Annotated in this window: 25 protein-coding genes and 1 tRNA gene; 17 read left to right on the top strand and 9 right to left on the bottom strand. The window is 66.1% G+C overall.

Annotation, left to right across the window (positions count from 1 at the left end):
* The first annotated feature begins 71 nt into the window (after nt 1-71).
* From B6K69_RS00700 to B6K69_RS00665, 8 genes are all read left to right on the top strand, one after another.
* Nucleotides 72-1,268, top strand: coding sequence for an ABC transporter substrate-binding protein (locus B6K69_RS00700; RefSeq protein WP_108642422.1), 1,197 nt, complete (start codon nt 72-74; stop codon nt 1,266-1,268).
* 239 nt (nt 1,269-1,507) lie between these two features.
* Nucleotides 1,508-2,710, top strand: coding sequence for an ABC transporter substrate-binding protein (locus B6K69_RS00695; RefSeq protein ID WP_108642421.1), 1,203 nt, complete (start codon nt 1,508-1,510; stop codon nt 2,708-2,710).
* Nucleotides 2,711-2,823: 113 nt separating this feature from the next.
* Nucleotides 2,824-3,615, top strand: coding sequence for an ABC transporter ATP-binding protein (locus B6K69_RS00690; protein ID WP_107673031.1), 792 nt, complete (start codon nt 2,824-2,826; stop codon nt 3,613-3,615).
* Complete coding sequence (locus tag B6K69_RS00685) at nt 3,608-4,321, top strand: ABC transporter ATP-binding protein (RefSeq protein WP_107673030.1); 714 nt, start codon at nt 3,608-3,610, stop codon at nt 4,319-4,321. Before B6K69_RS00690 ends, B6K69_RS00685 begins: the two co-directional genes overlap by 8 nt.
* 3 nt (nt 4,322-4,324) lie before the next feature.
* On the top strand, nt 4,325-5,329 hold the full coding sequence (locus tag B6K69_RS00680; protein ID WP_108642420.1) for a branched-chain amino acid ABC transporter permease: 1,005 nt from the start codon (nt 4,325-4,327) through the stop codon (nt 5,327-5,329).
* A 1-nt stretch (nt 5,330) separates the two neighbouring features.
* Entirely contained in the window at nt 5,331-6,629 is a 1,299-nt protein-coding gene (locus B6K69_RS00675) for a branched-chain amino acid ABC transporter permease (protein ID WP_107673028.1), read from the top strand.
* 213 nt (nt 6,630-6,842) lie between these two features.
* Nucleotides 6,843-9,263 carry a GcvT family protein gene (locus tag B6K69_RS00670; protein ID WP_108642419.1) on the top strand — a complete coding sequence of 807 codons (2,421 nt, stop codon included), beginning with the start codon at nt 6,843-6,845 and terminating at the stop codon, nt 9,261-9,263.
* A 58-nt stretch (nt 9,264-9,321) separates the two neighbouring features.
* Complete coding sequence (locus B6K69_RS00665) at nt 9,322-9,915, top strand: nucleotidyltransferase family protein (protein WP_108642418.1); 594 nt, start codon at nt 9,322-9,324, stop codon at nt 9,913-9,915.
* 6 nt (nt 9,916-9,921) lie between these two features.
* On the opposite strand, the gene B6K69_RS18620 is transcribed toward B6K69_RS00665, so the two are convergent.
* The 4 genes from B6K69_RS18620 to ypfJ form a co-directional block, all read right to left on the bottom strand.
* Nucleotides 9,922-11,724 carry a Hint domain-containing protein gene (locus B6K69_RS18620; protein ID WP_108642417.1) on the bottom strand — a complete coding sequence of 601 codons (1,803 nt, stop codon included), beginning with the start codon at nt 11,722-11,724 and terminating at the stop codon, nt 9,922-9,924.
* Nucleotides 11,725-11,933: 209 nt separating this feature from the next.
* Complete coding sequence (locus B6K69_RS00655) at nt 11,934-12,596, bottom strand: Hint domain-containing protein (RefSeq protein ID WP_108642416.1); 663 nt, start codon at nt 12,594-12,596, stop codon at nt 11,934-11,936.
* 218 nt (nt 12,597-12,814) lie between these two features.
* Nucleotides 12,815-12,898: transfer RNA gene (locus tag B6K69_RS00650), tRNA-Leu, on the bottom strand.
* 278 nt (nt 12,899-13,176) lie between these two features.
* On the bottom strand, nt 13,177-14,028 hold the full coding sequence (gene ypfJ, locus B6K69_RS00645; protein ID WP_108642415.1) for a KPN_02809 family neutral zinc metallopeptidase: 852 nt from the start codon (nt 14,026-14,028) through the stop codon (nt 13,177-13,179).
* 163 nt (nt 14,029-14,191) lie between these two features.
* On the opposite strand from ypfJ, the gene B6K69_RS00640 reads away from it, so the two are divergent.
* Nucleotides 14,192-14,656, top strand: a complete 465-nt coding sequence (locus B6K69_RS00640) for a disulfide bond formation protein B (protein WP_418260573.1) — start codon at nt 14,192-14,194, stop codon at nt 14,654-14,656.
* 79 nt (nt 14,657-14,735) lie between these two features.
* Here B6K69_RS00640 and B6K69_RS00635 read toward each other — a convergent pair whose 3' ends face one another.
* The gene (locus B6K69_RS00635) at nt 14,736-15,932 is read right to left on the bottom strand and encodes a deoxyguanosinetriphosphate triphosphohydrolase (RefSeq protein ID WP_108642413.1); all 1,197 of its coding nucleotides are present in this window, start codon (nt 15,930-15,932) and stop codon (nt 14,736-14,738) included.
* A gap of 78 nt (nt 15,933-16,010) precedes the next feature.
* Here B6K69_RS00635 and B6K69_RS00630 point away from each other — a divergent pair, with 78 nt between their 5' ends.
* The 3 genes from B6K69_RS00630 (at nt 16,011) to xth (ending at nt 17,981) form a co-directional block, all read left to right on the top strand.
* Nucleotides 16,011-16,337, top strand: a complete 327-nt coding sequence (locus tag B6K69_RS00630; protein WP_107673126.1) for a HesB/IscA family protein — start codon at nt 16,011-16,013, stop codon at nt 16,335-16,337.
* A 97-nt stretch (nt 16,338-16,434) separates the two neighbouring features.
* Nucleotides 16,435-17,166, top strand: coding sequence for a hypothetical protein (locus B6K69_RS00625; protein WP_108642412.1), 732 nt, complete (start codon nt 16,435-16,437; stop codon nt 17,164-17,166).
* Between the two features lie 35 nt (nt 17,167-17,201).
* Nucleotides 17,202-17,981: an exodeoxyribonuclease III gene (xth, locus tag B6K69_RS00620; RefSeq protein WP_108642411.1), complete on the top strand. Its 780-nt coding sequence runs from the start codon at nt 17,202-17,204 to the stop codon at nt 17,979-17,981.
* A 57-nt stretch (nt 17,982-18,038) separates the two neighbouring features.
* Here xth and B6K69_RS00615 read toward each other — a convergent pair whose 3' ends face one another.
* Entirely contained in the window at nt 18,039-19,226 is a 1,188-nt protein-coding gene (locus B6K69_RS00615; protein ID WP_108642410.1) for an FAD-dependent oxidoreductase, read from the bottom strand.
* Nucleotides 19,227-19,320: 94 nt separating this feature from the next.
* Nucleotides 19,321-19,743 carry an RNA polymerase-binding protein DksA gene (dksA, locus tag B6K69_RS00610; RefSeq protein ID WP_107673125.1) on the bottom strand — a complete coding sequence of 141 codons (423 nt, stop codon included), beginning with the start codon at nt 19,741-19,743 and terminating at the stop codon, nt 19,321-19,323.
* 173 nt (nt 19,744-19,916) lie between these two features.
* Here dksA and B6K69_RS00605 point away from each other — a divergent pair, with 173 nt between their 5' ends.
* From B6K69_RS00605 to B6K69_RS00590, 5 genes are all read left to right on the top strand, one after another.
* Nucleotides 19,917-20,756: an AAA family ATPase gene (locus B6K69_RS00605; protein ID WP_107673017.1), complete on the top strand. Its 840-nt coding sequence runs from the start codon at nt 19,917-19,919 to the stop codon at nt 20,754-20,756.
* Nucleotides 20,757-21,222: 466 nt separating this feature from the next.
* On the top strand, nt 21,223-22,611 hold the full coding sequence (locus tag B6K69_RS00600) for a DUF2927 domain-containing protein (RefSeq protein ID WP_108642409.1): 1,389 nt from the start codon (nt 21,223-21,225) through the stop codon (nt 22,609-22,611).
* Nucleotides 22,612-22,659: 48 nt separating this feature from the next.
* On the top strand, nt 22,660-22,824 hold the full coding sequence (locus tag B6K69_RS18080) for a hypothetical protein (protein ID WP_164681849.1): 165 nt from the start codon (nt 22,660-22,662) through the stop codon (nt 22,822-22,824).
* A gap of 23 nt (nt 22,825-22,847) precedes the next feature.
* Nucleotides 22,848-24,029 (top strand): vWA domain-containing protein, encoded by a 1,182-nt coding sequence (locus B6K69_RS00595; protein WP_108642408.1) that lies wholly within the window; start codon nt 22,848-22,850, stop codon nt 24,027-24,029.
* Between the two features lie 51 nt (nt 24,030-24,080).
* Nucleotides 24,081-24,764, top strand: a complete 684-nt coding sequence (locus B6K69_RS00590; protein WP_108642407.1) for a M48 family metallopeptidase — start codon at nt 24,081-24,083, stop codon at nt 24,762-24,764.
* Nucleotides 24,765-24,792: 28 nt separating this feature from the next.
* Here B6K69_RS00590 and B6K69_RS00585 read toward each other — a convergent pair whose 3' ends face one another.
* Together B6K69_RS00585 and B6K69_RS00580 are read right to left on the bottom strand one after the other, a co-directional pair.
* Nucleotides 24,793-25,335: an RSP_2648 family PIN domain-containing protein gene (locus tag B6K69_RS00585; RefSeq protein WP_108642406.1), complete on the bottom strand. Its 543-nt coding sequence runs from the start codon at nt 25,333-25,335 to the stop codon at nt 24,793-24,795.
* Nucleotides 25,332-26,558 (bottom strand): RSP_2647 family RNA methyltransferase, encoded by a 1,227-nt coding sequence (locus tag B6K69_RS00580; protein ID WP_164681848.1) that lies wholly within the window; start codon nt 26,556-26,558, stop codon nt 25,332-25,334. The genes B6K69_RS00585 and B6K69_RS00580 overlap by 4 nt, the downstream gene beginning before the upstream one ends.
* Nucleotides 26,559-26,632: the final 74 nt, after the last annotated feature.

Here is a 26,632-nt window from a genome sequence, read left to right as displayed (position 1 = left end):
AGACTTTTCTTTCAATTGCATCGGCCTTACTCTGCCTTTTCAGGACAACAGTCCGAACAGGGAGATAATAAATGAAGAAACTTCTGCTGGCCGTTTCGGCCTGCGCTTTGACCGTGGGCGCCGCCTCGGCCGAAGATGTCAAACTGGGCATCCTCATCGGCTTCACCGGCCCCATCGAATCGCTCACCAAACACATGGCCGCGGCCGCCGAACTGGCCATGTCCGAGGTGAATGCCTCGGGCAAGTCGCCCTATACCTTCGTGCCGGTGCGCGGCGATTCCACCTGCACCGACGCGGCGGCAGCCACCGCTGCGGCGGAACGGATGATCACCGCCGAAGGCGTCAAGGGCATCATCGGCGCCGATTGCTCGGGCGTGACCCGCGCCGTGCTGACCAATGTCGCCATGCCGAACGGCATCGTGATGGTCTCGCCCTCGGCCACCTCGCCCGCCCTCAGCGCCGACCCGGACAATGGCCTGTTCTTCCGCACCGCGCCCTCGGATGCCCGCGAAGGCGAGGTCATGGCCGACATCCTGACCGAGAAGGGCGTGAAGTCGATCGCGCTGACCTATTCCAACAGCGACTACGGCAAGGGTCTGGCCGAAGCCATCGCCGCGGCCTTCACCGCCAAGGGCGGCACGGTCACGATCAACGCCGCGCATGACGACGGCAAGGCCGACTATTCGGCCGAAGTCGCGGCCCTTGCGGCGGCGGGCGGCGACCTTCTGGTCGTGGCCGGCTATCTGGACCAGGGCGGCAAGGGCATCATCCAGGCCTCGCTGGACAGCGGCGCCTTCTCGACCTTCGGCCTGCCCGGCGGCATGGTCGGCGACAGCCTGCCCGCCGCCATCGGCCCGGGCCTTGACGGCAGCTATGGCCAGGTCGCCCAGTCCGACAGCCCCGGCGCCGCGATCCTGACCGAAATGGGCAAGACCAGCGCCGCCCCCTTCGACGCGACCTCGCCCTATTCGATGGAAAGCTATGACGGCGCCGCGCTGATCATGCTGGCCATGGTCGCCGCCGGCTCGACCGACCCGAACGTCTACAAGGACAAGATCATGGACATCGCCAACGGGCCGGCAGACGGCTCGGGCACCAAGATCCTTCCGGGCGAACTGGGCAAGGCTCTGGAACTGATCGCCGCCGGCAAGCCGGTCGATTACGACGGCGCCTCGGGCGTCACCCTGATCGGCCCCGGTGAATCGGCCGGCCGCTACAAGGAGTTCGAGATCAAGGGCGGCAAGTACGAGACCGTCAAGTTCCGCTGATCCGTCCGGCGACCTGCCCCCCCTGCAGGGGCTGAGTCGCGCCATATCCCCGGCCCTGCCCGCACCCTTGCGGGCGGGGCCATTCTTTTTCTGCCCGGTCCTTCCACTTTCCGTTCTGACAGTGCAAAAGATTTGCGCGGCTTTCTGTCGCCTTGCCGCTGTTCGGGCGGGGGTATTCCCTCCGGCTGGGCGGCCGGTTCGGCCTTGCCGCAGGAATCTGATCCGGTCTGGAGGACCCCATGAAGAAACTGTTTCTGGCCGCTTCGACGCTAGCGCTGACCGCTGGTGTCGTATCTGCCGAAGACGTGAAGCTGGGCACGCTGCTTGGCATCACCGGCCCGATCGAAAGCATCTCGCCCAACATGTTCACCGCCGCCGACATGGCGATCAAGGAAGTGAACGATTCGGGCAAGGCGGCGAATGGCTGGGTGTTCCAGAACGTCCGCGCCGACTCGACCTGTATCGACGCCGCCGCCGCCTCGGCCGCTGCGGAACGCCTTGTCACCGTGGAAGGCGTCAAGGGCATCATCGGCGGCGACTGCTCGGGCGTGACCCGCGCCGTGCTGACCAACGTCGCCATGCCGAACGGCATCGTGATGATCTCGCCCTCGGCCACCTCGCCCGCCCTCAGCACCGACCCGGATGACGGCCTGTTCTTCCGCACCGTCCCCTCGGACGCCCGCGAAGGCCAGGTCATGGCCGACGTGCTGGAAGCCCGCGGCGTCAAGTCGATCGCGCTGACCTATTCCAACAGCGACTACGGCAAGGGCCTGGCCGAAGCCATCGCCAACGCCTTCACCGCCAAGGGCGGCACCATCACCATCAACGCCAGCCATGACGACGGCAAGGCGGACTACTCGGCCGAAGTCGGCGCCCTGGCCTCGGCCGGCGGCGACGTGCTGGTCGTGGCGGGCTACATCGACCAGGGCGGCAAGGGCATCATCCAGGCCGCCGTGGACACCGGCGCCTTCACCACCTTCGGCCTGCCGGGCGGCATGTATGGCGACAGCCTTGTCGAAGCCATCGGCCCGGCGCTGAACGGCTCGTTCGGGCAGCACGCCGCCTCCACCTCGGAAGGCTATACCGCCTATCTCGATCTGGCCAAGGCCTTCGACCCGTCCTTCGACGGTTCGACCAACTTCGCCGCCACCAGCTATGACGCGGCGGCGCTGATCATGCTGGCGATGCAGGCGGCAAATTCGACCGACCCGAAGGTCTACAAGGACAAGGTCATCGAAATCGCCAACGGCCCCGCCGACGGTTCGGGCACCAAGATCAAGGCCGGCGAACTGGGCAAGGCGCTGGAACTGATCGCGGCCGGCACCGCCATCGACTATGACGGCGCCACCGGCGTGACGCTGATCGACGGCGGCGATGCCTCGGGCACCTTCGCCGAAGACGAGATCAAGGATGGCAAGTGGGAAATCGTCGGTTACCGTTGATCCGACGCTGAAACCATGACATCAGAGACGGCGGCCCGGGCATTGCCCGGGCCGTTCGCCAATCAGAAGGCCCCCCACGCACAGCGAAAGCGGCGGGCCCGCCAGGGGATAGTATGATCAGGGTCGAGAACCTTCATCGCCATTTCGGTGGATTCCGTGCCGTCGATGGCGCCACCTTGGAAATCCGCAAGGGCGCGATCACCGGCCTCATCGGCCCGAACGGCGCCGGCAAGACCACGCTGTTCAACGTCATCGCCGGACGCCTGCCGCCCACCTCGGGCCATGTGTACATGGGCGACGAGGAAATCACCGGCCTGCCGCCGCATGTGCTGTTCCACAAGGGCGTTCTGCGCACCTTCCAGATCGCCCATGAATTCGGCAGCATGACCGTGCGCGAGAACCTGATGATGGTTCCCGCCGCGCAATCGGGCGAAAACCTTTGGGACGCGCTGTTCCGCCGCGGCAAGGTCGCCTCGGAAGAGGAACGCCTGCGCGCCAAGGCCGATGAGGTGCTGGAGTTCCTGACCATCAGCCACCTGGCCGACCAGAAGGCGGCCATGATCTCGGGCGGGCAGAAGAAGCTGCTGGAACTGGGCCGCACCATGATGGTGGACGCCAAGATCGTGTTCCTTGACGAGGTGGGCGCCGGGGTGAACCGCACCCTGCTGAACACCATCGGCGACGCCATCGTCCGGCTGAACAGGGAACGCGGCTATACCTTCTGCGTGATCGAACATGACATGGATTTCATCGGCCGCATCTGTGGCCCGGTCATCTGCATGGCCGAGGGCAAGGTTCTGGCCGAAGGCACGGTGGACGAAGTGAAGAACGACGAACGGGTGATCGAGGCCTATCTGGGCACCGGCCTGAAGAACAAGCTGAAGGAAGAACACGCCCATGGCTGAACCCTTCCTCATCGGCGAAAACATGACCGGCGGCTATGGCGCGGTGGACATCCTTCATTCCTGCACCATCGCCGTCGAACCCGGCGAGATCGCGGTCATCGTCGGCCCGAACGGCGCGGGCAAGTCCACCGCCATGAAGGCGGTCTTCGGCATGCTGAAACTGCGTCAGGGCAGCGTGCGGCTGGCGGGCGAGGACATCACCGCCCTCACCCCGCAGGCCCGCGTGCGCAAGGGCATGGGCTTCGTGCCGCAGACCCACAACATCTTCACCACCATGTCGGTCGAGGAAAACCTCGAAATGGGCGCCTTCATCCGCACCGACGCCCAGATCCGCGACACGATGGAGCAGGTCTATGACCTGTTCCCCATCCTCAAGCAGAAACGCCATCAGGCAGCGGGGGAACTGTCGGGCGGCCAGCGCCAGCAGGTCGCCGTCGGCCGCGCGCTGATGACCCAGCCCAAGGTTCTGATGCTGGACGAACCCACCGCCGGGGTCAGCCCCATCGTGATGGACGAACTCTTCGACCGCATCATCGAAATCGCCCGCACCGGCATTTCCATCCTGATGGTGGAACAGAACGCCCGGCAGGCGCTGGAGATTGCCGACAAGGGCTATGTGCTGGTGCAGGGCGCCAACCGCTTCACCGACACCGGAAAGGCGCTGCTTGCCGACCCGGATGTGCGCCGTTCGTTCCTCGGGGGCTGAGACATGGACTTCCTCAACGCCCTTGTGGCCTTCTCGAACTTCATCCTGATCCCCGGCCTTGCCTATGGCAGCCAGCTTGCGCTTGGCGCGCTGGGGGTCACGCTGATCTTCGGCGTGCTGCGGTTTTCCAACTTCGCCCATGGCGATACCATGGCCTTCGGCACCGCCTTCGTGATCCTGTTCACCTGGTGGTTCCAGTCGATGGGCATCACCGGCGGCCCGCTGCCCACCGCGCTGCTGGCCCTGCCCTTCGGCATTGCCGTCACCATCGCCATGGTGCTGGGCACCGACCGCGTGGTCTATCGCTTCTACCGCCGCCAGCGGGCCAAGCCGATCATCCTGGTCATCGTCTCGGCCGGGGTCATGTTCGTGATGAACGGTCTGGTGCGGATGATCATCGGCACTTCGGAAAAGAACTTCACTGACGGCAGCCGCTTCCTGCTGGACCCAAAGACCTTCCGCGACACCACCGGCCTTGCCGAACCGCTGGCGATCAAGACGACACAGGCCGTCTCGGTCGTGGTGGCGGTGGTCTGCGTGGCGCTGCTGTTCTGGTTCCTGCAAAAGACCCGCACCGGCAAGTCGATGCGCGCCTATTCCGACAACGAGGATCTGGCGCTTCTCTCCGGCATCAACCCTGATCGCGTGGTCATGGTCACCTGGATGATCGCGGGCACCTTGGCCTGCATCGCCGGCACGCTTTATGGCTTGGACAAGAGCTTCCGCGTCTTCGTCTATTTCGGCCTGCTGCTGCCGATCTTCGCCGCGGCCATCGTCGGCGGTCTTGGCAGCCCGCTGGGCGCCATCGTCGGCGGCTATGTCATCGCCTTTTCGGAACTGATCGTCACCTCGGCCTGGCGCAAGATCCTGGGCTACCTTGCCCCGCCCGACTGGCTGGGGCCGGGTCTCTATCAGGCGCTGTCCACCGATTACAAGGTGGCCGTCAGCTTCGTGATCCTGATCGTCGTTCTGCTGTTCCGCCCGCAGGGCATCTTCGGAGGCAAGTGAGATGGCCCGCAACCTGACCCTCTTCGCCGGCGTGGCCCTGCTGTTCATCCTGACCGGGGTGCTGCAAAGCTGGAACCTGTCGCTGAACATCCTGAACCTTGCGCTCCTGTCGGCCATCATGGCCATCGGGGTGAACATCCAGTGGGGCTATGCCGGCCTGTTCTCGACCGGCATCGTCGGATCGGTCGCGCTTGGCGGTCTGGCCGTCGGGCTGGTCGCGGGCAAGCAGGTGCCGGAAGGCTGGGCCGCCGGTGGCCCGCGCATCCTGGCCGCGCTGCTGTTCGCCGTCTTCGCCGTGGCCCTCACGGTCTGGCTTTACCGCCGCCTGCCCGCCTCGCGCATCCGCGGGCTGGCGGTGGCGCTGTTCCTGGTCGTGGCCTTCTTCATCTATCGCGGCATCCTTGACCCCGCCGTCATGGCGGTCGAGGCGAACAACCCCGCCCAGGCCGGCCATATCGGCGGTCTGGGGCTGAATTCGCTCTGGGCCTGGCCGGTGGGCGCGCTGATGGCCGCCGCCGCGGCCTGGGTGATCGGCAAGATCGCCCTTGGCCTGCGCGAGGATTACCTGGCCATCGCCACCCTTGGCATTGCCGAAATCATCGTCGCCGTGATGCGCAACGAAGACTGGCTTGACCGGGGCGTGAAGAACCTGATCGACCTGCCCCGCCCCTGGCCCGTGCCCAAGGAAGTGGACCTTCAGGTCGATCCGGGCTTCCTCAGCTTTGCGCAAAGCTGGGGCATGGACCCGGTCTCATCCTCGACCATCTTCGTCAAGCTGATGTATGCCGCGATGTTCGCGCTGGTGCTGTTCGCGCTGATCTGGCTGACCGAGCGCGCGCTCAACAGCCCCTGGGGCCGCATGGTCCGCGCCATCCGCGACAACGAAGTTGCCGCCGCCGCCATGGGCAAGGATGTGAAATGGCGCCACCTGCAGATCTTCATCATCGGTTCGGCCGTCGTCGGTCTGGCCGGTGCGATGATGACCTCGATGGAAGGCCAGATCACCCCCGGCAACTACCTGCCCCTGCGCTTCACCTTCCTGATCTGGGTGATGGTGATCGTCGGCGGATCGGGCAACAACTGGGGCGCGGTGCTGGGCGGCCTGCTGATCGGCTGGCTCTATCTGGCGGTCGAATTCCTCGGCCCGCAGATGATGAGCTATGTGCTGGCCGCGCTGCCCGCGGGCGAGCTGAAGAACCACCTTCAGGACACCGCCGCGCATATGCGCCTGCTGACCCTGGGCGTCGTTCTGCTGGTCGTCCTGCGCTTCGCACCAAGGGGCCTGATCCCCGAAAAGTGACGCGCCACAGTCATACGCCAGGCATACACTGGCACGACGCAAGGCAGACGTAAGACATACCCCGAAAAACGCGCCCGTCCCCCGGCCGGCGCGTTTTTCAATGGAAGGACAGCCCCGCCCGCGCGCACTGTATGCGACATTTCCTGTCGCGGAAACACATGCCATTCCGGCCCCGCCCGGCCAGATTGCGGGAAAGTTTCAGGGAGTTCCGGGATGAAATCTCATGCGCGCGTGGTGGTGATCGGCGGCGGCGTCGTCGGCTGTTCGGTCCTGTATCACCTGACCAAACTCGGCTGGTCCGACGTGATGCTGATCGAACGCAGCGAGCTGACCTCGGGCAGCACCTGGCACGCCGCCGGCGGCTTCCACACCCTGAACGGCGATACCAACATGGCCGCGCTTCAGGGCTATACCATCCGTCTTTACAAGGAGTTGGAGGCCATCACCGGCCTGTCCTGCGGGCTGCACCATGTCGGCGGCATCACGCTGGCCGACAACCCCGCCCGCTTTGAACAGCTCAAGGCCGAACGCGCCAAACACCGCTACATGGGGCTGGATACCGAAATCCTCGGCCCGGCGGAAATCGAGAAATTCACCGAAGGCATGGTCAATCTGGAAGGCATCATCGGCGCCCTCTACGACCCGCTTGATGGCCACCTTGACCCGTCCGGCACCACCCACGCCTATGCCAAGGCGGCCCGCATGGGCGGCGCCGAAATCGTGCTGCACAACCGCGTCCTGGAAACCAACCCCACCGCCGAAGGCTGGGAAGTGGTGACCGAAAAAGGCACCGTCACCTGCGAACACCTCGTCAACGCCGCCGGCCTCTGGGCCCGGGAAGTTGGAGCAATGGCAGGGGTTTACCTGCCGCTGCTGCCGATGGCGCACCAGTATCTGGTGACCGACGACATCCCCGAAATCATGGACATCCTGAAATCGGGCCGCGAATTCCCGCATGTGATGGACCCCGGCGGCGAAAGCTATCTGCGGCAGGAAGGCCGTGGCCTGTGCATCGGTTTCTACGAAAAACCCTGCGAGCCCTGGTCGGTCGATGGCACGCCCTGGACCTTTGGCCATGAACTGCTGAACGAGGATTTCGACAAGATCGCCGACTCCGTCGCCTTCGCCTACCGCCGCTTCCCGGTGCTGGAACGCAGCGGCGTCAAGCGGGTGATCCACGGCCCCTTCACCTTTGCCCCTGACGGCAACCCGCTGATCGGCCCGGTGCAGGGCCTGCGCAACTACTGGTCCGCCTGCGCCGTGATGGCCGGGTTCAGCCAGGGCGGCGGTATGGGCCTGGCCCTGGCGCAATGGATGATCGAGGGCGAGGTGGAACGCGACCCGCGCGGCTTCGACGTGTCGCGCTTCGGCACCTGGACCAGCCCCGGCTATACCGTGCCGAAGGTGATGGAAAACTACCGGATGCGCTTCAACGTCTCGTATCCGAACGAGGAACGCCCCGCCGCCCGCCCCTTCCGCACCACCCCGATGTATGAGGTGTTCGATGGCATGAACGCCGTCTGGGGCCAGCAATACGGGCTGGAAGTGGTGAACTACCACGCCCTGCCAGGCGAACCGCGGCTGGAGACCCCCACCTTCAAACGCTCGAACGCCTGGGAGGCGACGAAGCAGGAAGTCCGCGCCGTCCGCGAAGGCGTGGGTATCAACGAATTGCAGAACTTCGGGAAATATCTGGTCAAGGGCCCCGGCGCCCGCGCCTGGCTTGACCGGATCATGGCCGGGCGCATCCCGAAACCGGGCCGTCTGTCGCTGACCCCGATGCTGGCACAATCGGGCAAGATCATCGGCGATTTCACCGTATCCTGCCTGTCGGAAACCGAATTCCAGTTGACCGCCAGCTATGGCGCACAGGGCTGGCATCAGCGCTGGTTCGACCAGCACGCAGAGCCCGGCGTGACGGTCGAGAACATTTCGGACAGCCGCTCGGGCTTTACCATCGCCGGCCCCGGTGCGCGCGATCTGCTGGCCCGCGTGACCCGCGCCGATGTCAGCGCCGAGGCGTTCAGGTTCATGGACGTGAAGAAGATGGCCGTCGGCATGGCCAACTGCATCGTGCAGCGCGTCAGCTATACCGCTGATCTGGGCTATGAAATCTTCTGCGACATCCATTCCGTCCGCCACCTGTGGGACGTGCTGAACGAGGCCGGCAAGGACATGGGCCTGCGCCCGTTCGGGATGCGCGCGATGATGTCGCTACGGCTGGACAAGTGGTTCGGAAGCTGGGGTCGCGAGTTCAGCCCCGATTACACGCCCGCCGAGACCGGGCTTGACCGCTTCATTTCGTGGAACAAGCCCGCAGACTGGATCGGCAAGGCGGCGGCGCTGAAGGAGAAGGCGACCGGGCCCAAGCGCAAGTTGGTCAGCATCGTCGTCGATGCCGCCGATGCCGATGTGGTGGCGTGGGAGCCGATCTGGCTGGATGGCGCGGTCGTCGGCTTCTGCACCAGCGGCGGCTTTAGCCACTGGACGAACACGTCGGTCGCCATGGGCTTCATCCCCGCCGACCGCGTGCAGGATGGCCTTGCGCTGGAGGTCGAGATCCTTGGCGAACGCCGCCCGGCCCGTGTTCACCTTGAACCACTGTGGGATGACGGCGGCCGTATGCGCGCCTAAGTCCGGCAGACCAGAAGGGGGGCAGACAGCCCCCCTTTTCTTTGGCATCACGGCGGGCATGACGCCCGTTCATATCCTGATCCTGGCCGCCGGTTCGTCCTCGCGTATGCGCGGGGCGGACAAGCTGATGGAGCCGATTGCCGACCGACCGCTGATCGCCCATCTGGCACAGGTGGCGCTGGCCACCGGCTGCCCGGTCACGGTGGCCCTGCCTGCCGGCGGCGGCCCGCGCGAAGCGGCGGTGCAGGGCCTACCGCTGACCGGGCTGCGGGTTCCCCGGCCCGAAGACGGCATGGCCGCCAGCCTGACCGCCGGTCTGGCCGCCCTGCCCCGGCAGGCGCCGGTGATGTTGGTACTGGGCGACATGCCAGAGCTTACAACGGCCGATCTGCAGGCGATGCTGGCGGCGCAGATCGCCCACCCCGACCGCATCCTGCGCGCCATGGGTCAGGACGGAACGCCCGGCCATCCGGTTCTGTTTCCCCCCTGGACCCGCCCCGAACTGGCCGGGTTGACGGGTGATCAGGGGGCGCGTGCCGTTCTGGCCCGCCACGCGGCTGAAATCACCCCGGCGCCACTGCCGGGCACCCATGCCACCACCGATCTGGACACGCCGGAAGACTGGGCCCGCTGGCGCGCGGGCCGCGGCTGACCGCGCCTACCCAATGTCCAGCAGCGCCATTTCGCGCTTTTTCAGCGTGATACGGGCCGCAGGATAGCTTTGCCCCTGCGCGATCCCGGGAAACAGCTCCAGCAGTTCGGCAAGCTGCGGGTCGGGCTTGCCCTTGAGCGCCATCGCGCCCGGCTGATAGCTTTCCGTCCAGGCCCCTTCGGCGCGAATGATCTGGTGGTGGTCGAACATCAGGTGAATGTAGCTGATGGCCTGCGGCGCAAGGGCCGTGATCCCCTGCCGCCCCACCAGATGGATCGCCGCGACCAGCACCTCGGCCTCACCGAACAGCACTTCATATCGGGGTGACGCGATCATCATGCGGTGCTGGGGCGACACCACCAGATCGCGCGCGGGCAGATTTCCCCCCAAAGCTCCGCGGGCGATGCGGACCGGCGCCAGCACGGGGCGGGCCAGAACCTGCGCCAGGGTCAGGTCGCGGCGGCCGATCCAGCGGATTTCCTGATAGCCGTTGTCGCGGGTCAGCACGCGGTCGCCAACCTTCAACACCTCAACCGGCACCTCCCCGCGGTCGGTGGTGATTCTTGCCCCGGGGGTGAAGCAGGCAATCACCCGCTCGATGTCGGTAAAGGTCATCGTGCCGATGACATTCCCGAGGCTGTCCAGAAACTCGACCGTGCCGTTTTCGTGGTTGGCCGGATCGTAGTAGATATTGGTGCCCTTGTGCCCCCAGAAGGTCAGGTCCAGCACATCCTGGTCAATGCCGGTCGAGCCGCCATCCACGACATCGCCGATATCGCCATAGATCGTGTCCTGATCGGCGCCGCCGTAGATCGTGTCGGCCCCGGCTCCACCGCGCAACTGGTCGGCCCCGGCGCCGCCGAACAGCGTGTCGTTGCCAGTGCCGCCGTCCAGACTGTCGGCGCCGTCGCCGCCGTCCAGCACATCGTTGTTGTCACCGCCTGACAGCGTGTCGTTTCCCGTGCCGCCCGACAGGCTGTCATTGCCGGCGCCGCCTGACAGCAGGTCATCATTCGCGCCGCCATCCAGCGAGTCATTGCCGGTGCCGCCGTCAAGGGTGTCGTTCCCGTCCTCTCCGAACAGGCGGTCATTGCCGGATCCGCCCGACAGGCTGTCATTGCCTATGCCACCATAAACAATGTCATTGCCCAGACCCGCCAGAACCGTATCGTTTCCGGCACCCGCGCGAATGAAATCGTCATTCCCGCTTTGCCCGGAAAGACCCGCATCATTGTTGTCAACTTTATCCGATCCATTGGCGATGGGTTCGATATAGGCGGAATCAATCAGGTCATTTCCGCTGGTGCCGTCGATATAGCCATCGTCAAATCCCGTCACCGCGCGATCGGCGCCAAGATTTGCATTGGAGGTGGCGACCGAATTTATGGTTATTGACCGGATCGGCTTGGCTTCGTAAGCCGCGGTGTCACTGCTGCCGGGCAGTTCCGGGGCCAGGAACAGCTCACCCGTGGTGGATTGCACCAGAACGGCGGTGACCGTGGCGGTGGTTCCATCGGCATAGGTGATGGTGGCATTGTATTCGACAACACAATCAAAGGTATAACTTGCAGGCGATCCACCCGTGCTGGCTGTGAACTTGAACGGTCCGCCGCTGGCGCTGTTGTTGGTCAGAAAACTGGACGCCGTGCCCTGAAGCGTGGCCGAAGAGATGTGCCCGAACAGCGGATCTGCGGTTGTTCCAAAGGTTCGCCCGTTCAGATTGCTGGCATTTTCGACCGTATCATTGCCTTCGGTGGGATCAAGGGCGGTCGTAGAACCAAGGTAAATCCAGGTAAATGTCCTTGCCATGGTCAATAAACCTGCAACCAGCGATTATAGAGCATCATTATTTCCAATCCAGCAACAGTGCCCTGTTTTTGTGGCGAAGGGTGTTCATCAGACAATGGCACCCGCCGTCAAGAGGATTGGACACAATTCCGAACAATTGGATAATGGCGGTATTTGACGAAAAATGGCCTGAAAAATGGCAGGACAGCGAAGGGCAATTGAAAGGCGTCTCAGCCTTTCAGATGTGCCGCCTCATCCCGCGTCAGGACGCGCCGCGCAGGCCCGATGCCGCCCCCGTTCGCCGCAGGGTGCAAGGCAGGGAACAGCTCCAGAATCTCGCTGCGCTGCGCGTTTCCAAGGCCCTTGAGGCTGAAGTCTGTGGGCTGGAAGCTTTCGGTCCAGGCCCCGTTCGACAGCACCACCTCATGCCGGTCGAACAGGAAGTGGACATAGGTCAGCCCGACCGACGTCACCGCCTGCACCCCCGGCGTGCCGACCAGGTGCTTGGCCGCGACCAGCACTTCGGGATCATCGAAATGCAGCAGGCTGCGGTCGCCCGCCACCAGCACCCGATGGTTGGGCGAAACCAGCAGATCGCGTTCGGGCAGGCCGTTCCCAAGCGCACCGGCCGCGATCAGCACCGGCTGCAGATGCGCGTTCAGCAGCAGTTGCGCGGCACCAAGCGCGTTGCGCGCCGCCCAGCGGATTTCCTGGATGCCATTGTCACGGGTGACCACCCGGTCCCCTGCCCGCAGATGTTCGGCCGGAATCTCGCCGCGCGGCGTGGCAATCAGCGTGCCGCGGGTAAAGCAGGGCGACATGGCACTGCCCTGGCCGGCGCTGCGGTTTGCAGGCAGGTCGTCCAGTTTGCCGGTTTCACCGTTCGGGGCCATTCACCAACCCATGCAAGACCCTCAGCGGTGCTTCCGCCGGGTCGTAGATCACAAAGAAACAGGCCCGCCCGTGCCCCCGCCTGGGCGACCCACCGCAGATATACCGCGCCGGAAGACAGCCGGGAAGGCACTTCCGCCCGCACCCCCCAAGATGGACGCGGAAAACCGCAGGACGCGGGCCACGCATCACGCAATCGGTTCGGGAAGTCGGGAAATTCTGGTGCGGGTGGTCGGACTCGAACCGACACTCCTTGCGGAAACAGAGTTTGAGTCTGTCGCGTCTACCATTCCGCCACACCCGCACATTTTAGCGCCCGCTAGGTAGGAGCCAAGCTGACAACTTGGCCACGGACGCTTCTTCTCTACTTGGCCGAGTAAGGCCAATTCAAGCCCCTCGATCAGCCCGCCGGGCCTATAGTTGACCAGAAGAACAGAAACCCAGCATAACATCTTGCTTTCGCTATGCATTTCAGGGAGAGCGCCGGAACTTTGAATCCGCTGCGTCTACCATTCCGCCACTCGGGCCACCTGAGGCCGGGGTCTAATATCCCCGGCCGCGGGCGTCAATCACAGATGCGGCCTAAAGGTCGCGCGCCGAGAACGTGTCGCAATCGGCAATCTGGCCGGATTTCAGCCCGCGCAGGAACCATTCGGAGCGCTGCTCCGAGGTGCCATGGGTGAACGTATGCGGCATCGGCCGCTGGCCGGCGTTGCGTTGCAGCGTATCGTCGCCAATCTGCCGGGCCGCGTTCACCGCCTCTTCCAGATCGCCGCGCTCGATCGTTCCCAGCGTCTGCGCCGCCTCGCGCGCCCAGATGCCCGACAGACAGTCGGCCTGCAGTTCGACCATCACCGAAATCCGGTTCGATTCTTCCTGGCTGGCGCGCTGGCGGGCGGCGTTCGCCTTGCCCAGAATCCCCAGTTCGTCCTGCACATGATGGCCGATCTCATGTGCCACCACATAGGCAGCCGCGAAATCGCCATGCGCGCCCAGTTTCTGCTGCAACGTGGTGAAGAAGGCGGTGTCGAGATACACCTTCTTGTCGGCCGGGCAATAGAACGGCCCCGTCGCCTCGGACGCGCCGCCACAGGCCGACGGGGTGTGATCCTTGAACAGCACCAGCACGGCGGGCGTGTATTTCGCGTTCAACTGTTCCGAAAAGACCTTGGTCCAGATCTCTTCGGTATCGGCCAGCGTGACCGAGACAAATTCGCCGGCCTGCTTGTCGGCCTCGGTCAGTTCGACCGGGGCGTCGCCGCTGCTGCCCTGCCCGCCGCCCGGCCCCAGCAGGGCACTGGGGTCAACCCCCAGGAACATGGCGATCAGCACAACGACAATGGCCCCCGCCCCGCCGATGCTGGCGGTGCGGCCGCCCGACATGCGGCGGCGGTCCTCGATGTTGTCACTGCCGCGGCGGCCCTTCCATTCCATCGTAGTCTCTCCTGAACGGCATTTCTTGCCGCCAGACTAGCCGCAAGCGGGCCAGCCTGAAAGCCCCGTCCTGACGCCCGGCCTGCGCACCGCGTCGTGACTTCCCCCCGCCATGGCCTGCGCTTATGGTGCCGCCCGAATGGACAGAGGGACCGGCATGAGTGTGACCCAAAGACAGGCAACCACCGTTGCGGGCCTTGGCTCGGCCGCCCTTCTGGCGGGGGCCTTCGCGTTTCAGTACCTTGGCGGGCTGCCGCCCTGCCAGTTGTGCCTCTGGCAGCGCTGGCCACATGCCACGGCGGTGCTGATCCTTGGGCTGATCTGGCTGACCGGCTGGCGCTGGCTGGCCTGGGCGGGGGCTGTCGCCGCGCTGGCAACCGCCGGCATCGGGTTGTTCCATGCCGGGGTCGAACAGGGCTGGTGGGAGTTCATCTCAAGCTGCACCCAAGGCTCCATCGCGGGCCTGTCGGGCGCCGATCTGCTGAACCCCGCCACCGCCCTGCCCGCCCCGGTGCGCTGCGACCAGATCCCGTGGAGCCTGGCCGGCATCTCGATGGCGGGCTGGAACGCGATTGTTTCGGCGGGTCTTGCCGCGATCTGGATCTTCGGCGCCACCCGCAAGGCCTGAGCGCGAGACCGGAGTTTTCACAAACTCCGGTCCGATGTCTTGCAAGACATCGGGGACCGCGCCGTAAGGACGGCCCCCGTCAGCCTGCCCGCACCACCGGATCGACACCCATCAGCCGGGCATGTTCCTGAATGGCGAAGCGGTCAGTCATGCCGGCCACATAATCCGCCACGATGCGCGCCAGTTCGGTTTCGTCCCGTGCGGCGTCAATGTCCTGCCGCCACTCGGCCGGCAACAGGCCCGGATCGCGCAGGAACAGCGGGAACAGGTCATCCACCACCCGCGTCACCTGCGCCCGCACCTCCATCACCGAAGGCGCGCGGTACATGCGGTGGAACAGGAAGGACCGCACCGCCTTCAGTTCCTGATAGAGCGGCTTCGAGAAGCGGATGATCGTGGTGCCCATGTGGCGGATCTCGTCCACCGATTTCGGCTGTGCCCCGGCCAGCCGGTTCTGCGCCACGGCGATCACATCCTCGACCATGCGGCCGAACACCCGGCGCAGCGCCTCATGCCGCCGCCGCATCTTTTCCAGCCCCGGATACAGCCGGTCCACTTCGGCAAAAGCCGGGCCTGCAACCGGCAGCTCCATCAGGTCTTCCTCAGTGAAAAGGCCCGAGCGCAGGCCGTCATGCAGGTCGTGGTGCGAATAGGCCACGTCATCGGCAATCGCCGCCACCTGCGCCTCGGCGCTGGCATGGGTGTCCAGTTCCAGATCCCAGGCCGCGTTCACCTCGGCCAGCGCATAGGGAAGCGCGTCGGGGTCATGGGCGTGCTTGGCATCGGCATTGGGGCCGATCACCGGACCGTTGTGCTTGGCGATGCCTTCCAGCGTTTCCCAGGTCAGGTTCAGCCCGTCGAAGCCGGCATAGTGGCGTTCCAGCCGGGTCACGATGCGCAACGCCTGCGCGTTGTGGTCGAACCCGCCATAGGGCTGCATCAACCGCGCCAGCGCGTCTTCGCCGGTATGGCCAAACGGCGTGTGGCCCAGGTCATGCGCCAGCGCGATGGCCTCGGCCAGATCGGTGTTCAGCCCCAGCACCCCGCTGATCGTGCGCGCCACCTGCGCCACCTCGATCGAATGGGTCAGCCGGGTGCGGTAGTAATCGCCCTCATGTTCGACAAAGACCTGCGTCTTGTGTTTCAGCCGGCGGAAGGCCGAGGAATGGATGATCCGGTCCCGGTCGCGCTGGAACGGCGAGCGGAAGGAACTCATCCCCTCGGGGTAAAGTCGCCCGCGCGAGGCGTCGGGCAGGCAGGCAAAGGGGGCAAGCATCGGACCTCGGCTTGTTCGGAGCGATCACACCCCATATATGTAAGGCCAAGGCCCAAGGATACGGGAACACCCATGGAACTGACGCTTCCCCCCCGCGTGACCGACCGCGCCTTCGCGCGTCTGGCCGAAATTGCCGAAATGACCGGCGAACAGAAACCCTTGCGCGTCGGCGTGTCGGGCGGTGGCTGTTCGGGGTTCCAGTATGACATCCGGCTGGACGACCCGGCCGGTGACGATCTTGTGCTGGAAAAGGACGGGTTCAAGGTGGTGGTCGATCCGGTATCGCTGCCGTTCCTGACAAATGCCGTGATCGACTTCACCGATGAACTGATCGGCGCCCGTTTCGTGATCGAGAATCCCAACGCCAGCAGCTCTTGCGGCTGCGGAACCAGCTTCTCGATCTGACAGGGCGGCCCTCGGGCGCCACGTTACAAAGTTTTCGCGTGACGCATCCCGGATGCGCCCTATCCTCTGTGCTCAACCACAACGGCAAGGCGCCAAGATGACGACCGTCCTTATCCTCGGCTCGGCCCCGATGGCCGCCGAAGCGGCACACTGGCCGCGCGCGCCGTTCGATTGCATCGTGGCGATCAACAACGCCCATGCGCTGCGCCCCGACTGGGACTACCACATCCACCCCTGGGATTTTCCCGCCGACCGCCGCCCCGTGCCGGGGCCGGGCCAGCGGCTGATCACGCAGGACGATTTCGTTCCCGCCCAGAATGCGCTTGGCGGCTTTGTCTATGCCGGCGGCACCATGGCCTTTACCGCCCTTTACTGGGCGCTGCACAGCCTTGCGCCGCGCGTGATCGCGGTTTTCGGCTGCGACATGCACTATCCCACCGCCGGCCCGACCCATTTCTACGGCACCGGCGCGCCCGATCCGCTGCGCCCTGACATCACGCTGCGGTCGCTTGAGGCCAAGTCGGCGCGGGCGCTGGTTCTGGCCGCGCAGCGCGGCACGGCGCTGGTGAACCTGTCGGCCGGCCCGTCGCGGCTGGTGTTCCCGCGCCACCCGCGCGCCCTGGCGCATCTGGCGCAGCCGCAACCCTACGATGCCCCCCGTGCCGCCGAAGCCCTGGCGCGCGAGGCCGACCTTGGCTATCACGTCGCCTCTGGCCGTTATTGGGAAGAGGCCGACCGTTTCGATCCCGCCGAAATCGACCGGCTTGATGCGCTGTGGCGGGCTGCCGCCGCGGCACCCCGGCTTGTGCCGCGCGCCGCCCGCCCCTAGTCTGGCCGCTCGACGTGCCACAAGGGGAACCGCCAATGAAGATCGCCAGCTTCAACATCAACGGCATCAAAGCGCGGATCGAAGCCCTGCCCCGCTGGCTGGAAGCCGCCCGCCCCGATGTGGTCTGCCTGCAGGAAATCAAGAGCCAGGACGAGTCGTTCCCACGCGAGCTGTTCGAGGACATGGGCTATCGCGTCGAAACCCATGGGCAGAAATCCTTCAATGGCGTGGCGATCCTGTCGAAACTTCCGCTGGAAGACGTAACCCGTGGCCTGCCCGGCGACGAGGGCGACGAACAGGCGCGCTGGATTGAGGCGACTGTGATCGGGGCCCGCGCGGTGCGGGTCTGCGGCTTGTACCTGCCGAACGGCAACCCCGCACCGGGCCCCAAGTTCGATTACAAACTGGGCTGGATGGCCCGGATGGAAGCGCGGGTGAAGGCGCTGCTGTCCACCGAGGAACCTGTGATCTTCCTTGGCGATTACAACGTGATCCCGCAGCCGCAAGATGCCGCAAAGCCCGAGGCCTGGGTTGAAGATGCGCTGTTCCGACCCGAAAGCCGCGCCGCCTTTCGCCGGCTGGTCAACCTTGGCCTGACCGACGCGATCCGAACCCTCGACCCGCGGCCGGGGATCTATACCTTCTGGGACTATCAGGCGAATTCCTGGGAACGCGGCAACGGCATCCGCATCGACCACCTGCTGCTGTCGCCGCAGGCCGCAGACCTGCTGGAAGAGGCGGGCATCGACAAGGACACGAGGGCGGGTGACAAGCCATCCGATCATGTCCCGGTCTGGGTCGATCTGGCCGCCTGAGGCCCAAATTTCTTCGAAGAAATTTGCAAAATCCTTCGAAGGATTTTGTCCCCGGCTTCAGCCGGCCCGCGTCACGTCATGGCCATAAAGCCAGTCGAACCGCCCCAGCGCCGCCTGCGGCGCCACCGCCCCGCCGATCCGCAGCCCCAGATGCGCCAGAGACCGCAGCGGCCCTGACAGGTGATAGGCCCGCGCGTTGCGATTGGCCGCTTCCACAATCCGGGTGGTGCGCGGGGCACGGCGGCCCTGATATTCTGCCAGCCCCGCTTCCCCCACGCCTTTCGCGGCCAGGCTGTCAGCTAGCACCCAGGCATCCTCCAGCCCCATGCTGGCCCCCTGCGCCAGAAACGGCAGCGTCGGATGCGCAGCATCGCCCAGAATCGCCACCGCGCCCTGCGGCAGCACCCGCTGCCACTGCCGTGCGACCGGGTGCCGGAACAGCCCCCACAGCCAGACATCCTGCGCCTGTTCCAGCCAGCCCTGCACCCGGGCTCCATAGCTCTCGAAAGCCACCCGCAGCTCCATCGGGTCATCCCGCAGCGACCAGCCCTCTTCGACCCAGCGGCGGCGTTCCTCGACGGCCACGATGTTGCGCAGCGTGCCGCCGCGCAGCGGGTAGCTGACCAGATGCCGCCCCGGCCCCATATGCACCTCGGCCACGGCCGGCGCGCCCGGCTCGCAGGGCACCAGCGTGCGCCAGGCCACCTGATGGGTGAAGAACGGCGCCACCTTGCCGTTCAGCGCCGCCCGCACCTGCGAATGAAGCCCGTCCGCGCCGATCAGAATCTCCGCCTCGATCTCGGCCCCGGTGGCCATGTGCAGCCTGGGCCGGGGGCCGGACAGATCGACCACCTCCACCTTCTGCAACAGCCGCAATTCCGCGCCCGCATCGCGCGCGCCCTGCAACACCAGATCAATCAGATCGGCCCGGTGCAGGAAGTGATAGCCCTGCTCGGGGCGCAGCTTCGCCACGTCAAGCCGGGTCACCAGACTGCCATCCAGCCCGTCGCGCAGTTCAACCGCCACCGCCCGGGTTGAAACCCGCTCCAGCTCCTGCGCCAGTCCCAGGGCCTTAAGCACCGCTGCCCCGTTCGGGCTGATCTGCAAGCCGGCCCCCACTTCGCGGATGGCGTCTGCCTGCTCCAGCACGGTGACCTGCGCGCCGCGCAAGGCCAAGGCCCGCGCCGCCGCCAGTCCCGCGACACCTGCCCCGACAACGATGACCGACCGGCCCTTCAGGCTCATCTGACCTCCGCAAATGCAAACGCCGGGAGCAAGGCGCCCGGCGTCACTGTCCTGTGAACATCGCAATACCGCAACCCCCCGGGGCTGCGACCTTTCAGTCCTCGCGATGCACCTTTTCGCGGCGCTCGTGCTTTTCCTGCGCTTCCAGCGTCATGGTCGCGATGGGGCGCGCATCCAGCCGTTTCAGGCTGATCGGCTCGCCCGTCATCTCGCAATAGCCGTATTCGCCGCTTTCGATCCGCCGCAGCGCTGCGTCGATCTTCGAGATCAGCTTGCGCTGACGGTCCCGGGTGCGCAGTTCCAGCGCGCGGTCGGTTTCCTCGCTGGCGCGATCGGCCAGATCGGGAACATTGCGGCCGCTTTCGGTCAGGTTGCCCAGGGTTTCGGCGGATTGACTCAGCAGTTCCTGCTTCCAGACAACCAGCTTCCTGCGGAAATATTCAAGCTGCCTGTCATTCATGAACGGCTCGTCTTCGGCCGGTCGATAATCATCAGGCAGGAACACTTCCGGCTTCATCGCAGCAGTCTCCATCTTGTCGGCACGCGCCGGCAGGCAGGCATCTGTCATGGCGTGCTCCCGTTGGCGGCGCATGTAGCTTAACTGCCGCGCCTTGTCACTAGCAGTTGCGGCATTTTGTGCGCCCCGGTAGGGTCCAGCCCAAATTGTGATCAGCCGCCCGGGGGGCCTCCATGAAGTTCACGTCCACGGCGGGCTATGTCGCCGCCCCCGATCTGGCCGTGGCGGTCAATGCCGCCGTGGCGCTGGAGCGGCCGCTGCTGGTCAAGGGCGAACCCGGCACCGGCAAGACCGAGCTTGCCCGCCAGGTGGCCGGCAGTCTGGGCCTGCCGCTGCTGGAATGGCATGTCAAATCCACCACGCGGGCACAGCAGGGCCTTTACGAATATGATGCGGTCAGCCGGCTGCGCGACAGCCAGTTGGGCGATGACCGGGTGCATGACGTGCGCAACTACCTGCGCAAGGGCAAGCTGTGGGAGGCGTTCACCGCCCCGCAGCGCGTGGTCCTGCTGATTGACGAGGTGGACAAGGCCGACATCGAGTTTCCGAATGACCTGCTGCAGGAACTCGACCGGATGGAGTTCCACGTCTACGAGACCGGAGAGACGATTCGCGCGCTGCACCGGCCCGTCGTGATCATCACCTCGAACAACGAGAAAGACCTGCCCGACGCCTTCCTGCGCCGCTGCTTCTTTCACTACATCCGCTTCCCCGACCCCGAGACGCTGGCCGCCATCGTCCGCGTCCACCTGCCCGGCATCAAGGAACGGCTGCTGGCCACCGCGCTGGCCGAGTTCTTCGAGATCCGCGAAACACCGGGGCTGAAGAAAAAGCCCTCGACTTCGGAAATGCTGGACTGGCTGAAGCTGATCCTGGCCGAAGACCTGTCGCCCGAGGATCTGAAGCGCGACGGGCGGCATCTGCTGCCGAAACTGCATGGGGCGCTGCTGAAGAATGAACAGGACGTGCACCTGTTTGAACGGCTGGCCTTCATGGCGCGCGGCCAGCGCTGAAGTCGGATCTTGGGCCACACGAATCGCCCTGATTTCCGATAGTTCCGCGCCATTCTTCATGTTTTGTGACAACTAACGATCACGGCCTGAAGCAAGGCGAAACAAACCGTGATCGACCCGCTCCAGATCTGGTTCCGGGCCGGCGCCGTGCCGCAAGGGGCTGTGTCGCCCGTGTCCGGCACCGTGCCGGCGATTGACTTCATGGCCGCGCCCTGAGGACATTGCCCCATCGTGCGATCGCAAGCACCCGCCCCGGCTGGTCCGTGGGGCGGGTCCGGTTCGTGTCGGCTGGGGCTCCCGTCTGCTCGTCCCTGCACCCGGCGGAACCGATGCGACAGCGACAGGACCACCGGGGACTGCCGCGGGCGGTGATGTGGGGGCATCGCCGCCCAAGGCGGGCACCGGGCCACCCCAACCGGCCGGGCATGGTGCCCGGCCCCGCTTGCACAGACCGGGCTGCCAGATCATGCGATCCGTCCCGCTGCTTGCTGCGCTGATGCTGCTGTCCTCCTGCGCGCCGCACGGCGGGGCGCAGGCAACGCGCAGCCGCGCGCCCGGCACAGACCCCGATCAGGCCGTCTTTGCCGCAGCCGCCCTTGACACAACCGCAAGCACGGCCTCACTGCCCGGCCCCGGCGGCCATGGCCGCGCCGAACTGGCCGCCACCTTCATGGACCTGACCTTCCGGCTGGAAAGCGGCCGCAGCCTGCCCGGTTTCAGCCGGTTCGAAGGCCCGATCACGGTTGCGCTGGCGGGCGATGTGCCCGGTTCGGCCGAACCCGACCTTGCCGCCCTGCTGGCGCGGCTGCGGGCCGAGGCGGACCTTGACATCACCGCCGTTTCCCCCGGCACGCCCGCCGCGATCACCATCGAATTCCACCCCAAGGCCGTGTTGCGGCCAATCGCCCCGTCCGCTGCCTGTTTCGTGGTGCCCAATGTCGGGTCGCTGGCCGAATACCGTGTGGCCCGCGGCACCGCCGCAGTGGACTGGGCCACCGTCACCCGCCGCAGCCGTGCGGCCATCTTCATTCCCGCCGACACCAGCCCGCAAGAGGTGCGCGATTGCCTGCATGAAGAAATGGCCCAGGCCATCGGCCCGTTGAACGACCTCTATCGCCTGTCCGACAGCGTGTTCAACGACGACAACTTCCATGCCGTGCTGACCCCCTTCGACATGTTGATGCTGCGCGCGACCTATGCGCCGGAACTGGCCTCGGGCATGACCGAGGCGCAGGTTGCCGCCCGGATCGGTGGCGTCTTCGCCCGCCTCAGCCCCGGCGCCGAACGGACCGGGGTCGATCTGTCCGCCACGCCCAAGGCCTGGACCCAGGCCATCGAGACCGCGCTTGGAGCCGGCAAGCCGGTCACCACCCGCCGCGCCGCCGCCGAACGCGCGCTCTCGCTGGCCCGCAGCCGTGGCTGGCAGGACGGCCGGCTTGCCTTCAGCCATTTCGCGGCGGGCCGGCTGCTGGTCGGCAGCAACCGCGCCCGCGCCGTGCGCGAATTCACCGCCGCTTCGGCAATCTACGCCCGCCTGCCCGGCGGCGCGGTGCAGGTCGCCCATATCGACATGCAGCTTGCCGCCATCGCGCTTGCTGCCGGCCAGCCCGATCAGGCGCTGCGCTTTGCCGACCGCGCCATTCCCGTCGTCCGCGCCGCCGAGAATCAGGCGCTGCTGGCCACGCTGCTTCTGCTCAAGGCCGAGGCGCTGGATCATCTGGGCCAGAGGGCCGAGGCCGACCGGCTGCGCCTCGACAGCCTTGCCGCCGCACGCTATGGCTTCGGCTCGGAAACGGTGATCCGCGCCCGCCGGGACGAGATCGCCGCGCTTGCCGCGCCATCGGTGCCGGGCTGACGTCCGCGCCGGCCCGGCTTTGAGACCGATCTTGGGAGAACGGGACAGATGATCGTCATCGGTGGATTTGTGATTGGGGCGATCTACGGCACCCTCAGTGCCCGGCAACGGGGCGGCAAGGCGGCCGACATGGCACAATATGCCGCCGGCTATGGCATTGCCGTTGCCTTGCTGGGCCTGTTCCTGACCCTGCTGATCAGCCGCCTGACCTGACGCCACCGCGGAAAGGCCCGGCCATGTTCCAGCCCTTCCTTGAAACGCTGCGCCGCGAGGGCGTGCCGGTCTCGATCCGCGAATACCTTGATTTCCTGCGGGCGCTGGACGCCGGCCTTGTCACCGCCGATGTGGAAGGCTTCTACCACCTTGCCCGCGCGGCGCTGGTCAAGGATGAACGCCACTATGACCGCTTCGACCGCGCCTTCGCCGCCGCGTTCAACGGGCTGGAAAGCCTTTCGCCGGAAGATCTGCTTCAGGCGCTGGACTTGCCCGCCGACTGGCTGGCGAAGCTGACTGAAAAGCACCTGACCGACGCGGAAAAGGCGCAGATTCAGGCGCTTGGCGGGTTCGACAAGCTGATGAAAACCCTGCGTCAGCGGCTGGCAGAGCAGAAAGGCCGCCATCAGGGCGGGTCGAAATGGATCGGCACCGCCGGCACCTCTCCCTTCGGCGCGCATGGCTACAACCCCGAAGGCGTGCGCATCGGACAGGACGAAAGCCGCCACCGCCGCGCGGTCAAGGTCTGGGACAAGCGCGAATTCCGCAATCTTGACGATCAGGCCGAAATCGGCAGCCGCAACATCAAGCTTGCGCTGCGCAGCCTGCGTCGCTGGGCGCGCGACGGTGCGGTTCAGGAACTGGACCTTGACGGCACCATCCGCGCCACCGCCCATCAGGGCTGGCTGGACGTGAAGACCCGCCCCGAACGCCGCAACGCGGTGAAGGTGCTGCTGTTTCTGGATGTGGGCGGCAGCATGGACCCGCATATCCGCGTGATGGAAGAGCTGTTCTCGGCCGCGAAGTCGCAGTTTCACCATCTGGAAAGCTGGTATTTCCACAACTGCCTGTATGAAGGTGTCTGGCGTGACAACGCGCGGCGCTGGTCGGCGCAGACCCCCACCTGGGATGTGCTGCGCAGCCACGGCCCCGACTGGCGCGTGATCTTTGTCGGCGATGCCGCCATGTCGCCCTATGAAATCACCCATGCCGGCGGTGCCAACGAACACTGGAACCCCGAAGCCGGCCAGGTCTGGCTGACCCGGGCGGTGGAGCATTGGCCGCATCACCTGTGGATCAACCCCGAGCGCGAGGACCATTGGGGATACACCGCCTCGACCGGCATGATCCGGTCAATCTTCGGCGGCCGCATGGTGCCGATGACGGCGGAAGGCATTGCCCGCGGGCTGAAAGAGTTGCGTTAGGGTGCGGTCTTCGGGCTGGCAACCCGTCCCGGACACCCCATATGCTGACACATGCTTCGCCTGACCCCGCTCCTTCTTGCCATCGCCTATGCCGTGCTGATGATGCGCTTTTCCGTCTGGCGGACGAAAAAGACGCTTGAGGCAAAGTCGAAACCGCTGACCGACCCGGCCCTGACCCGCCTGACCGACCGCATGGCGCAGGCGCTGGACATGCCGCAGATCAAGGTGTTCCTGCTGGATGTCGATCCGGTCAACGGTCTGGCCGGACCGGATGGCCGCATCTACCTGACCCGCGGTTTCGTGGCGAAGAAGATGCAGGGCGAAGTCACGGCCGAGGAACTCGCCTCGGTCGTGGCGCATGAGATGGGCCATGTCGCCCTTGGCCACATGCGGCGGCGGATGATCGACTTCACCGGCCAGAACGCCGCCTTCATGATGCTGGCGGCCGTGCTGAACCGTTTTCTGCCCTTCATCGGCGTCTGGATCGCCAATGCGATCTCGACCGCGCTGATGGCCCGCCTGTCGCGGCGCGACGAATTCGAGGCGGATGCCTATGCCACCGCGCTGCTGATCAAGTCCGGCATCGGGGCAGGGCCGCAAAAAAGCCTGTTCCGCAAGCTGGACGCGCTGACGCAGAACCACGCCCAAGGCGTGCCCGCCTGGCTGCTAAGCCACCCGCGCACCGATGACCGCATCGCCGCAATCGAGGCGAATGAGGCGCGCTGGCTGGGGTAAAGGGCAAATTCGTTCAAACGAATTTGCCTCAGGCCCCCAGGGCCTTGCCCAGCCGGAACAGTTTCGCCCGCTTCATCAGCCCCTTCAGCGCCACCGGGCCGCCAGACAGGCGTTCCGCCTTAGCGCGGACCTCTTCCACGATCCGCGCCATCACCTCGGGGTGGCGCGATTGCAATTCCCACAGGAAGCCGTCCGGGTCGCGCCGGGCGATCCCCTCGCCCGCCAGAACATGGCCGGGAAAATCGGCGGCGTTGAAGGTGACAATCGCATCGGCGCCGCTGGCGATGGCCACCGCCAGCACATGCCGGTCATTGTCGTCAGGCAGCACAAGCCGCGCCTCGATGCCCGGTTGCGCCGCCACCATGGCGCGCGGGAAACCGGCCCGCAGCAGCGCCGCCTCGCCCTCGGCCTGAACCTGCACCACCGGCCCCAGCTTGGCGGTGGCGCGTGTCCATTCGCCCAGGATACGCTCGGACCAGACCGGCTGATACAGCCCCGCCTGCGCCGCGCCCTGCAGGATTTCCCGCAAGACCGTGGGATACAGGACGCAGGCGTCGAGAACCGCCTTCATCCGTCCAGCCGGAAGGCCAGCGCCTTGAGGTAGCTTGATTCCGCCAGTTGCGGCAGCACCGGGTGGTCGGGTCCGGCAAAGCCGGTCCAGAGGATCTGGCCCCGCCGCCCGCCCCGGCCGATGCCGCGCGCGCTGGCATTGCGGAAGGCGCTCAGGTCCGCCGCATGAGAACAGGAACACAACACCAGATAGCCCCCCGGCGCCACCAGCGGCGCCGCCAGCCGGGCAATCCGTTCATAGGCGCGCAAGCCCGCCTCAAGCGCCGGTTTCGCGGGCGCAAAGGCCGGCGGGTCGCAGATCACCAGATCAAAACGCGCGCCTTCGGTTCCAAGGGCTTCCAGCACGGCAAAGGCGTCACCCTGCCGCGTCTGGAAGCGGTCGCCAAAGCCCGAGGCCTTTGCCCCCGCCTCGGCCAGTGCCAGCGCCGGCGCGCTGGCATCCACGGCCAGCGCCTGCGCCGCGCCGCCCGCCAGCGCCGCCAGAGCGAAGCCCCCGACATGCGTGAACACATCCAGCACCCGCGCGCCCCGCGCCAGCCTTGCGGCAAGGGCGTGGTTCTCGCGCTGGTCGAAGAAAAGGCCGGTCTTCTGCCCGCCCATCAGATCGGCCATGTAGCTGGCGCCGTTCATCGGCACCACGACCGGCTCCGTCGGCGCCGGCCCGTGCACAACCGCCATCTCCTCGGCCAGCCCCTCCAGCCCCCGCGCGCGGCCCGATCCGTTCTTGACCACCGTGGCGACGCCCGTCACCGCGACCAGCGCCGCCACCAGGGCCGCCAGATGCGCCTCGGCCCAGGCCGCGTTGGGCTGCACCACCGCCACTTCGCCGAAGCGGTCGATCACCACGCCGGGCAGCCCGTCGGCCTCGGCATGGACCAGCCGGTAGAACGGCGCGGGGTAAAGCCGCGCCCGCAGCGCCAGCGCCCGGGCCAGCCGCGCCTCGAACCAGGCCTGATCGACCGCCGCTTCCGGGTCGCGGTCCAGCATCCGCGCCACGATCTTCGACGCCGGGTTCACCGTCACCAGCCCCAGCGCCCGCCGCTCGGCATCTTCCAGCACCGCAAGGGTGCCGGGCGCCATGCCGCTTGTCCGCCGGTCCAGCACCAGCTCGTCAGCATAGACCCAGGGGAAACCGTGCCGGATCGCCCGCGCCTCGGCCTTGGGCCGCAGACGGACAACAGGACGGGAATAAGACGGCGCGGGCGTGGGGGACATGGGTTCCATCCGCCCCCCTTAGCGCGAAGCGGCGCGGGCGAAAAGACGCAGCGCAGCGATGCGGGGGCTGCAAAGCGCGCGCG

This window comes from Pseudogemmobacter blasticus, from assembly GCF_003071405.1.
Lineage (GTDB): Bacteria > Pseudomonadota > Alphaproteobacteria > Rhodobacterales > Rhodobacteraceae > Pseudogemmobacter > Pseudogemmobacter blasticus.
The sequence above is the reverse complement of the archived record's forward strand: the minus strand, read 5'-3'. Positions and strand labels throughout refer to the sequence as shown.

What these genes read in the sequence shown, in the direction of transcription:
- B6K69_RS00700 (WP_108642422.1), top strand. Translation starts at nt 72, where the DNA reads ATGAAGAAACTTCTGCTGGCCGTTTCGGCCTGCGCTTTGACCGTGGGC.
- B6K69_RS00695 (WP_108642421.1), top strand. Translation starts at nt 1,508, where the DNA reads ATGAAGAAACTGTTTCTGGCCGCTTCGACGCTAGCGCTGACCGCTGGT.
- B6K69_RS00690 (WP_107673031.1), top strand. Translation starts at nt 2,824, where the DNA reads ATGATCAGGGTCGAGAACCTTCATCGCCATTTCGGTGGATTCCGTGCC.
- B6K69_RS00685 (WP_107673030.1), top strand. Translation starts at nt 3,608, where the DNA reads ATGGCTGAACCCTTCCTCATCGGCGAAAACATGACCGGCGGCTATGGC.
- B6K69_RS00680 (WP_108642420.1), top strand. Translation starts at nt 4,325, where the DNA reads ATGGACTTCCTCAACGCCCTTGTGGCCTTCTCGAACTTCATCCTGATC.
- B6K69_RS00675 (WP_107673028.1), top strand. Translation starts at nt 5,331, where the DNA reads ATGGCCCGCAACCTGACCCTCTTCGCCGGCGTGGCCCTGCTGTTCATC.
- B6K69_RS00670 (WP_108642419.1), top strand. Translation starts at nt 6,843, where the DNA reads ATGAAATCTCATGCGCGCGTGGTGGTGATCGGCGGCGGCGTCGTCGGC.
- B6K69_RS00665 (WP_108642418.1), top strand. Translation starts at nt 9,322, where the DNA reads ATGACGCCCGTTCATATCCTGATCCTGGCCGCCGGTTCGTCCTCGCGT.
- B6K69_RS18620 (WP_108642417.1), bottom strand. Translation starts at nt 11,724, where the DNA reads ATGGCAAGGACATTTACCTGGATTTACCTTGGTTCTACGACCGCCCTT.
- B6K69_RS00655 (WP_108642416.1), bottom strand. Translation starts at nt 12,596, where the DNA reads ATGGCCCCGAACGGTGAAACCGGCAAACTGGACGACCTGCCTGCAAAC.
- ypfJ (WP_108642415.1), bottom strand. Translation starts at nt 14,028, where the DNA reads ATGGAATGGAAGGGCCGCCGCGGCAGTGACAACATCGAGGACCGCCGC.
- B6K69_RS00635 (WP_108642413.1), bottom strand. Translation starts at nt 15,932, where the DNA reads ATGCTTGCCCCCTTTGCCTGCCTGCCCGACGCCTCGCGCGGGCGACTT.
- B6K69_RS00625 (WP_108642412.1), top strand. Translation starts at nt 16,435, where the DNA reads ATGACGACCGTCCTTATCCTCGGCTCGGCCCCGATGGCCGCCGAAGCG.
- xth (WP_108642411.1), top strand. Translation starts at nt 17,202, where the DNA reads ATGAAGATCGCCAGCTTCAACATCAACGGCATCAAAGCGCGGATCGAA.
- B6K69_RS00615 (WP_108642410.1), bottom strand. Translation starts at nt 19,226, where the DNA reads ATGAGCCTGAAGGGCCGGTCGGTCATCGTTGTCGGGGCAGGTGTCGCG.
- dksA (WP_107673125.1), bottom strand. Translation starts at nt 19,743, where the DNA reads ATGAAGCCGGAAGTGTTCCTGCCTGATGATTATCGACCGGCCGAAGAC.
- B6K69_RS00605 (WP_107673017.1), top strand. Translation starts at nt 19,917, where the DNA reads ATGAAGTTCACGTCCACGGCGGGCTATGTCGCCGCCCCCGATCTGGCC.
- B6K69_RS00600 (WP_108642409.1), top strand. Translation starts at nt 21,223, where the DNA reads ATGCGATCCGTCCCGCTGCTTGCTGCGCTGATGCTGCTGTCCTCCTGC.
- B6K69_RS18080 (WP_164681849.1), top strand. Translation starts at nt 22,660, where the DNA reads ATGATCGTCATCGGTGGATTTGTGATTGGGGCGATCTACGGCACCCTC.
- B6K69_RS00595 (WP_108642408.1), top strand. Translation starts at nt 22,848, where the DNA reads ATGTTCCAGCCCTTCCTTGAAACGCTGCGCCGCGAGGGCGTGCCGGTC.
- B6K69_RS00590 (WP_108642407.1), top strand. Translation starts at nt 24,081, where the DNA reads ATGCTTCGCCTGACCCCGCTCCTTCTTGCCATCGCCTATGCCGTGCTG.
- B6K69_RS00585 (WP_108642406.1), bottom strand. Translation starts at nt 25,335, where the DNA reads ATGAAGGCGGTTCTCGACGCCTGCGTCCTGTATCCCACGGTCTTGCGG.
- B6K69_RS00580 (WP_164681848.1), bottom strand. Translation starts at nt 26,558, where the DNA reads ATGGAACCCATGTCCCCCACGCCCGCGCCGTCTTATTCCCGTCCTGTT.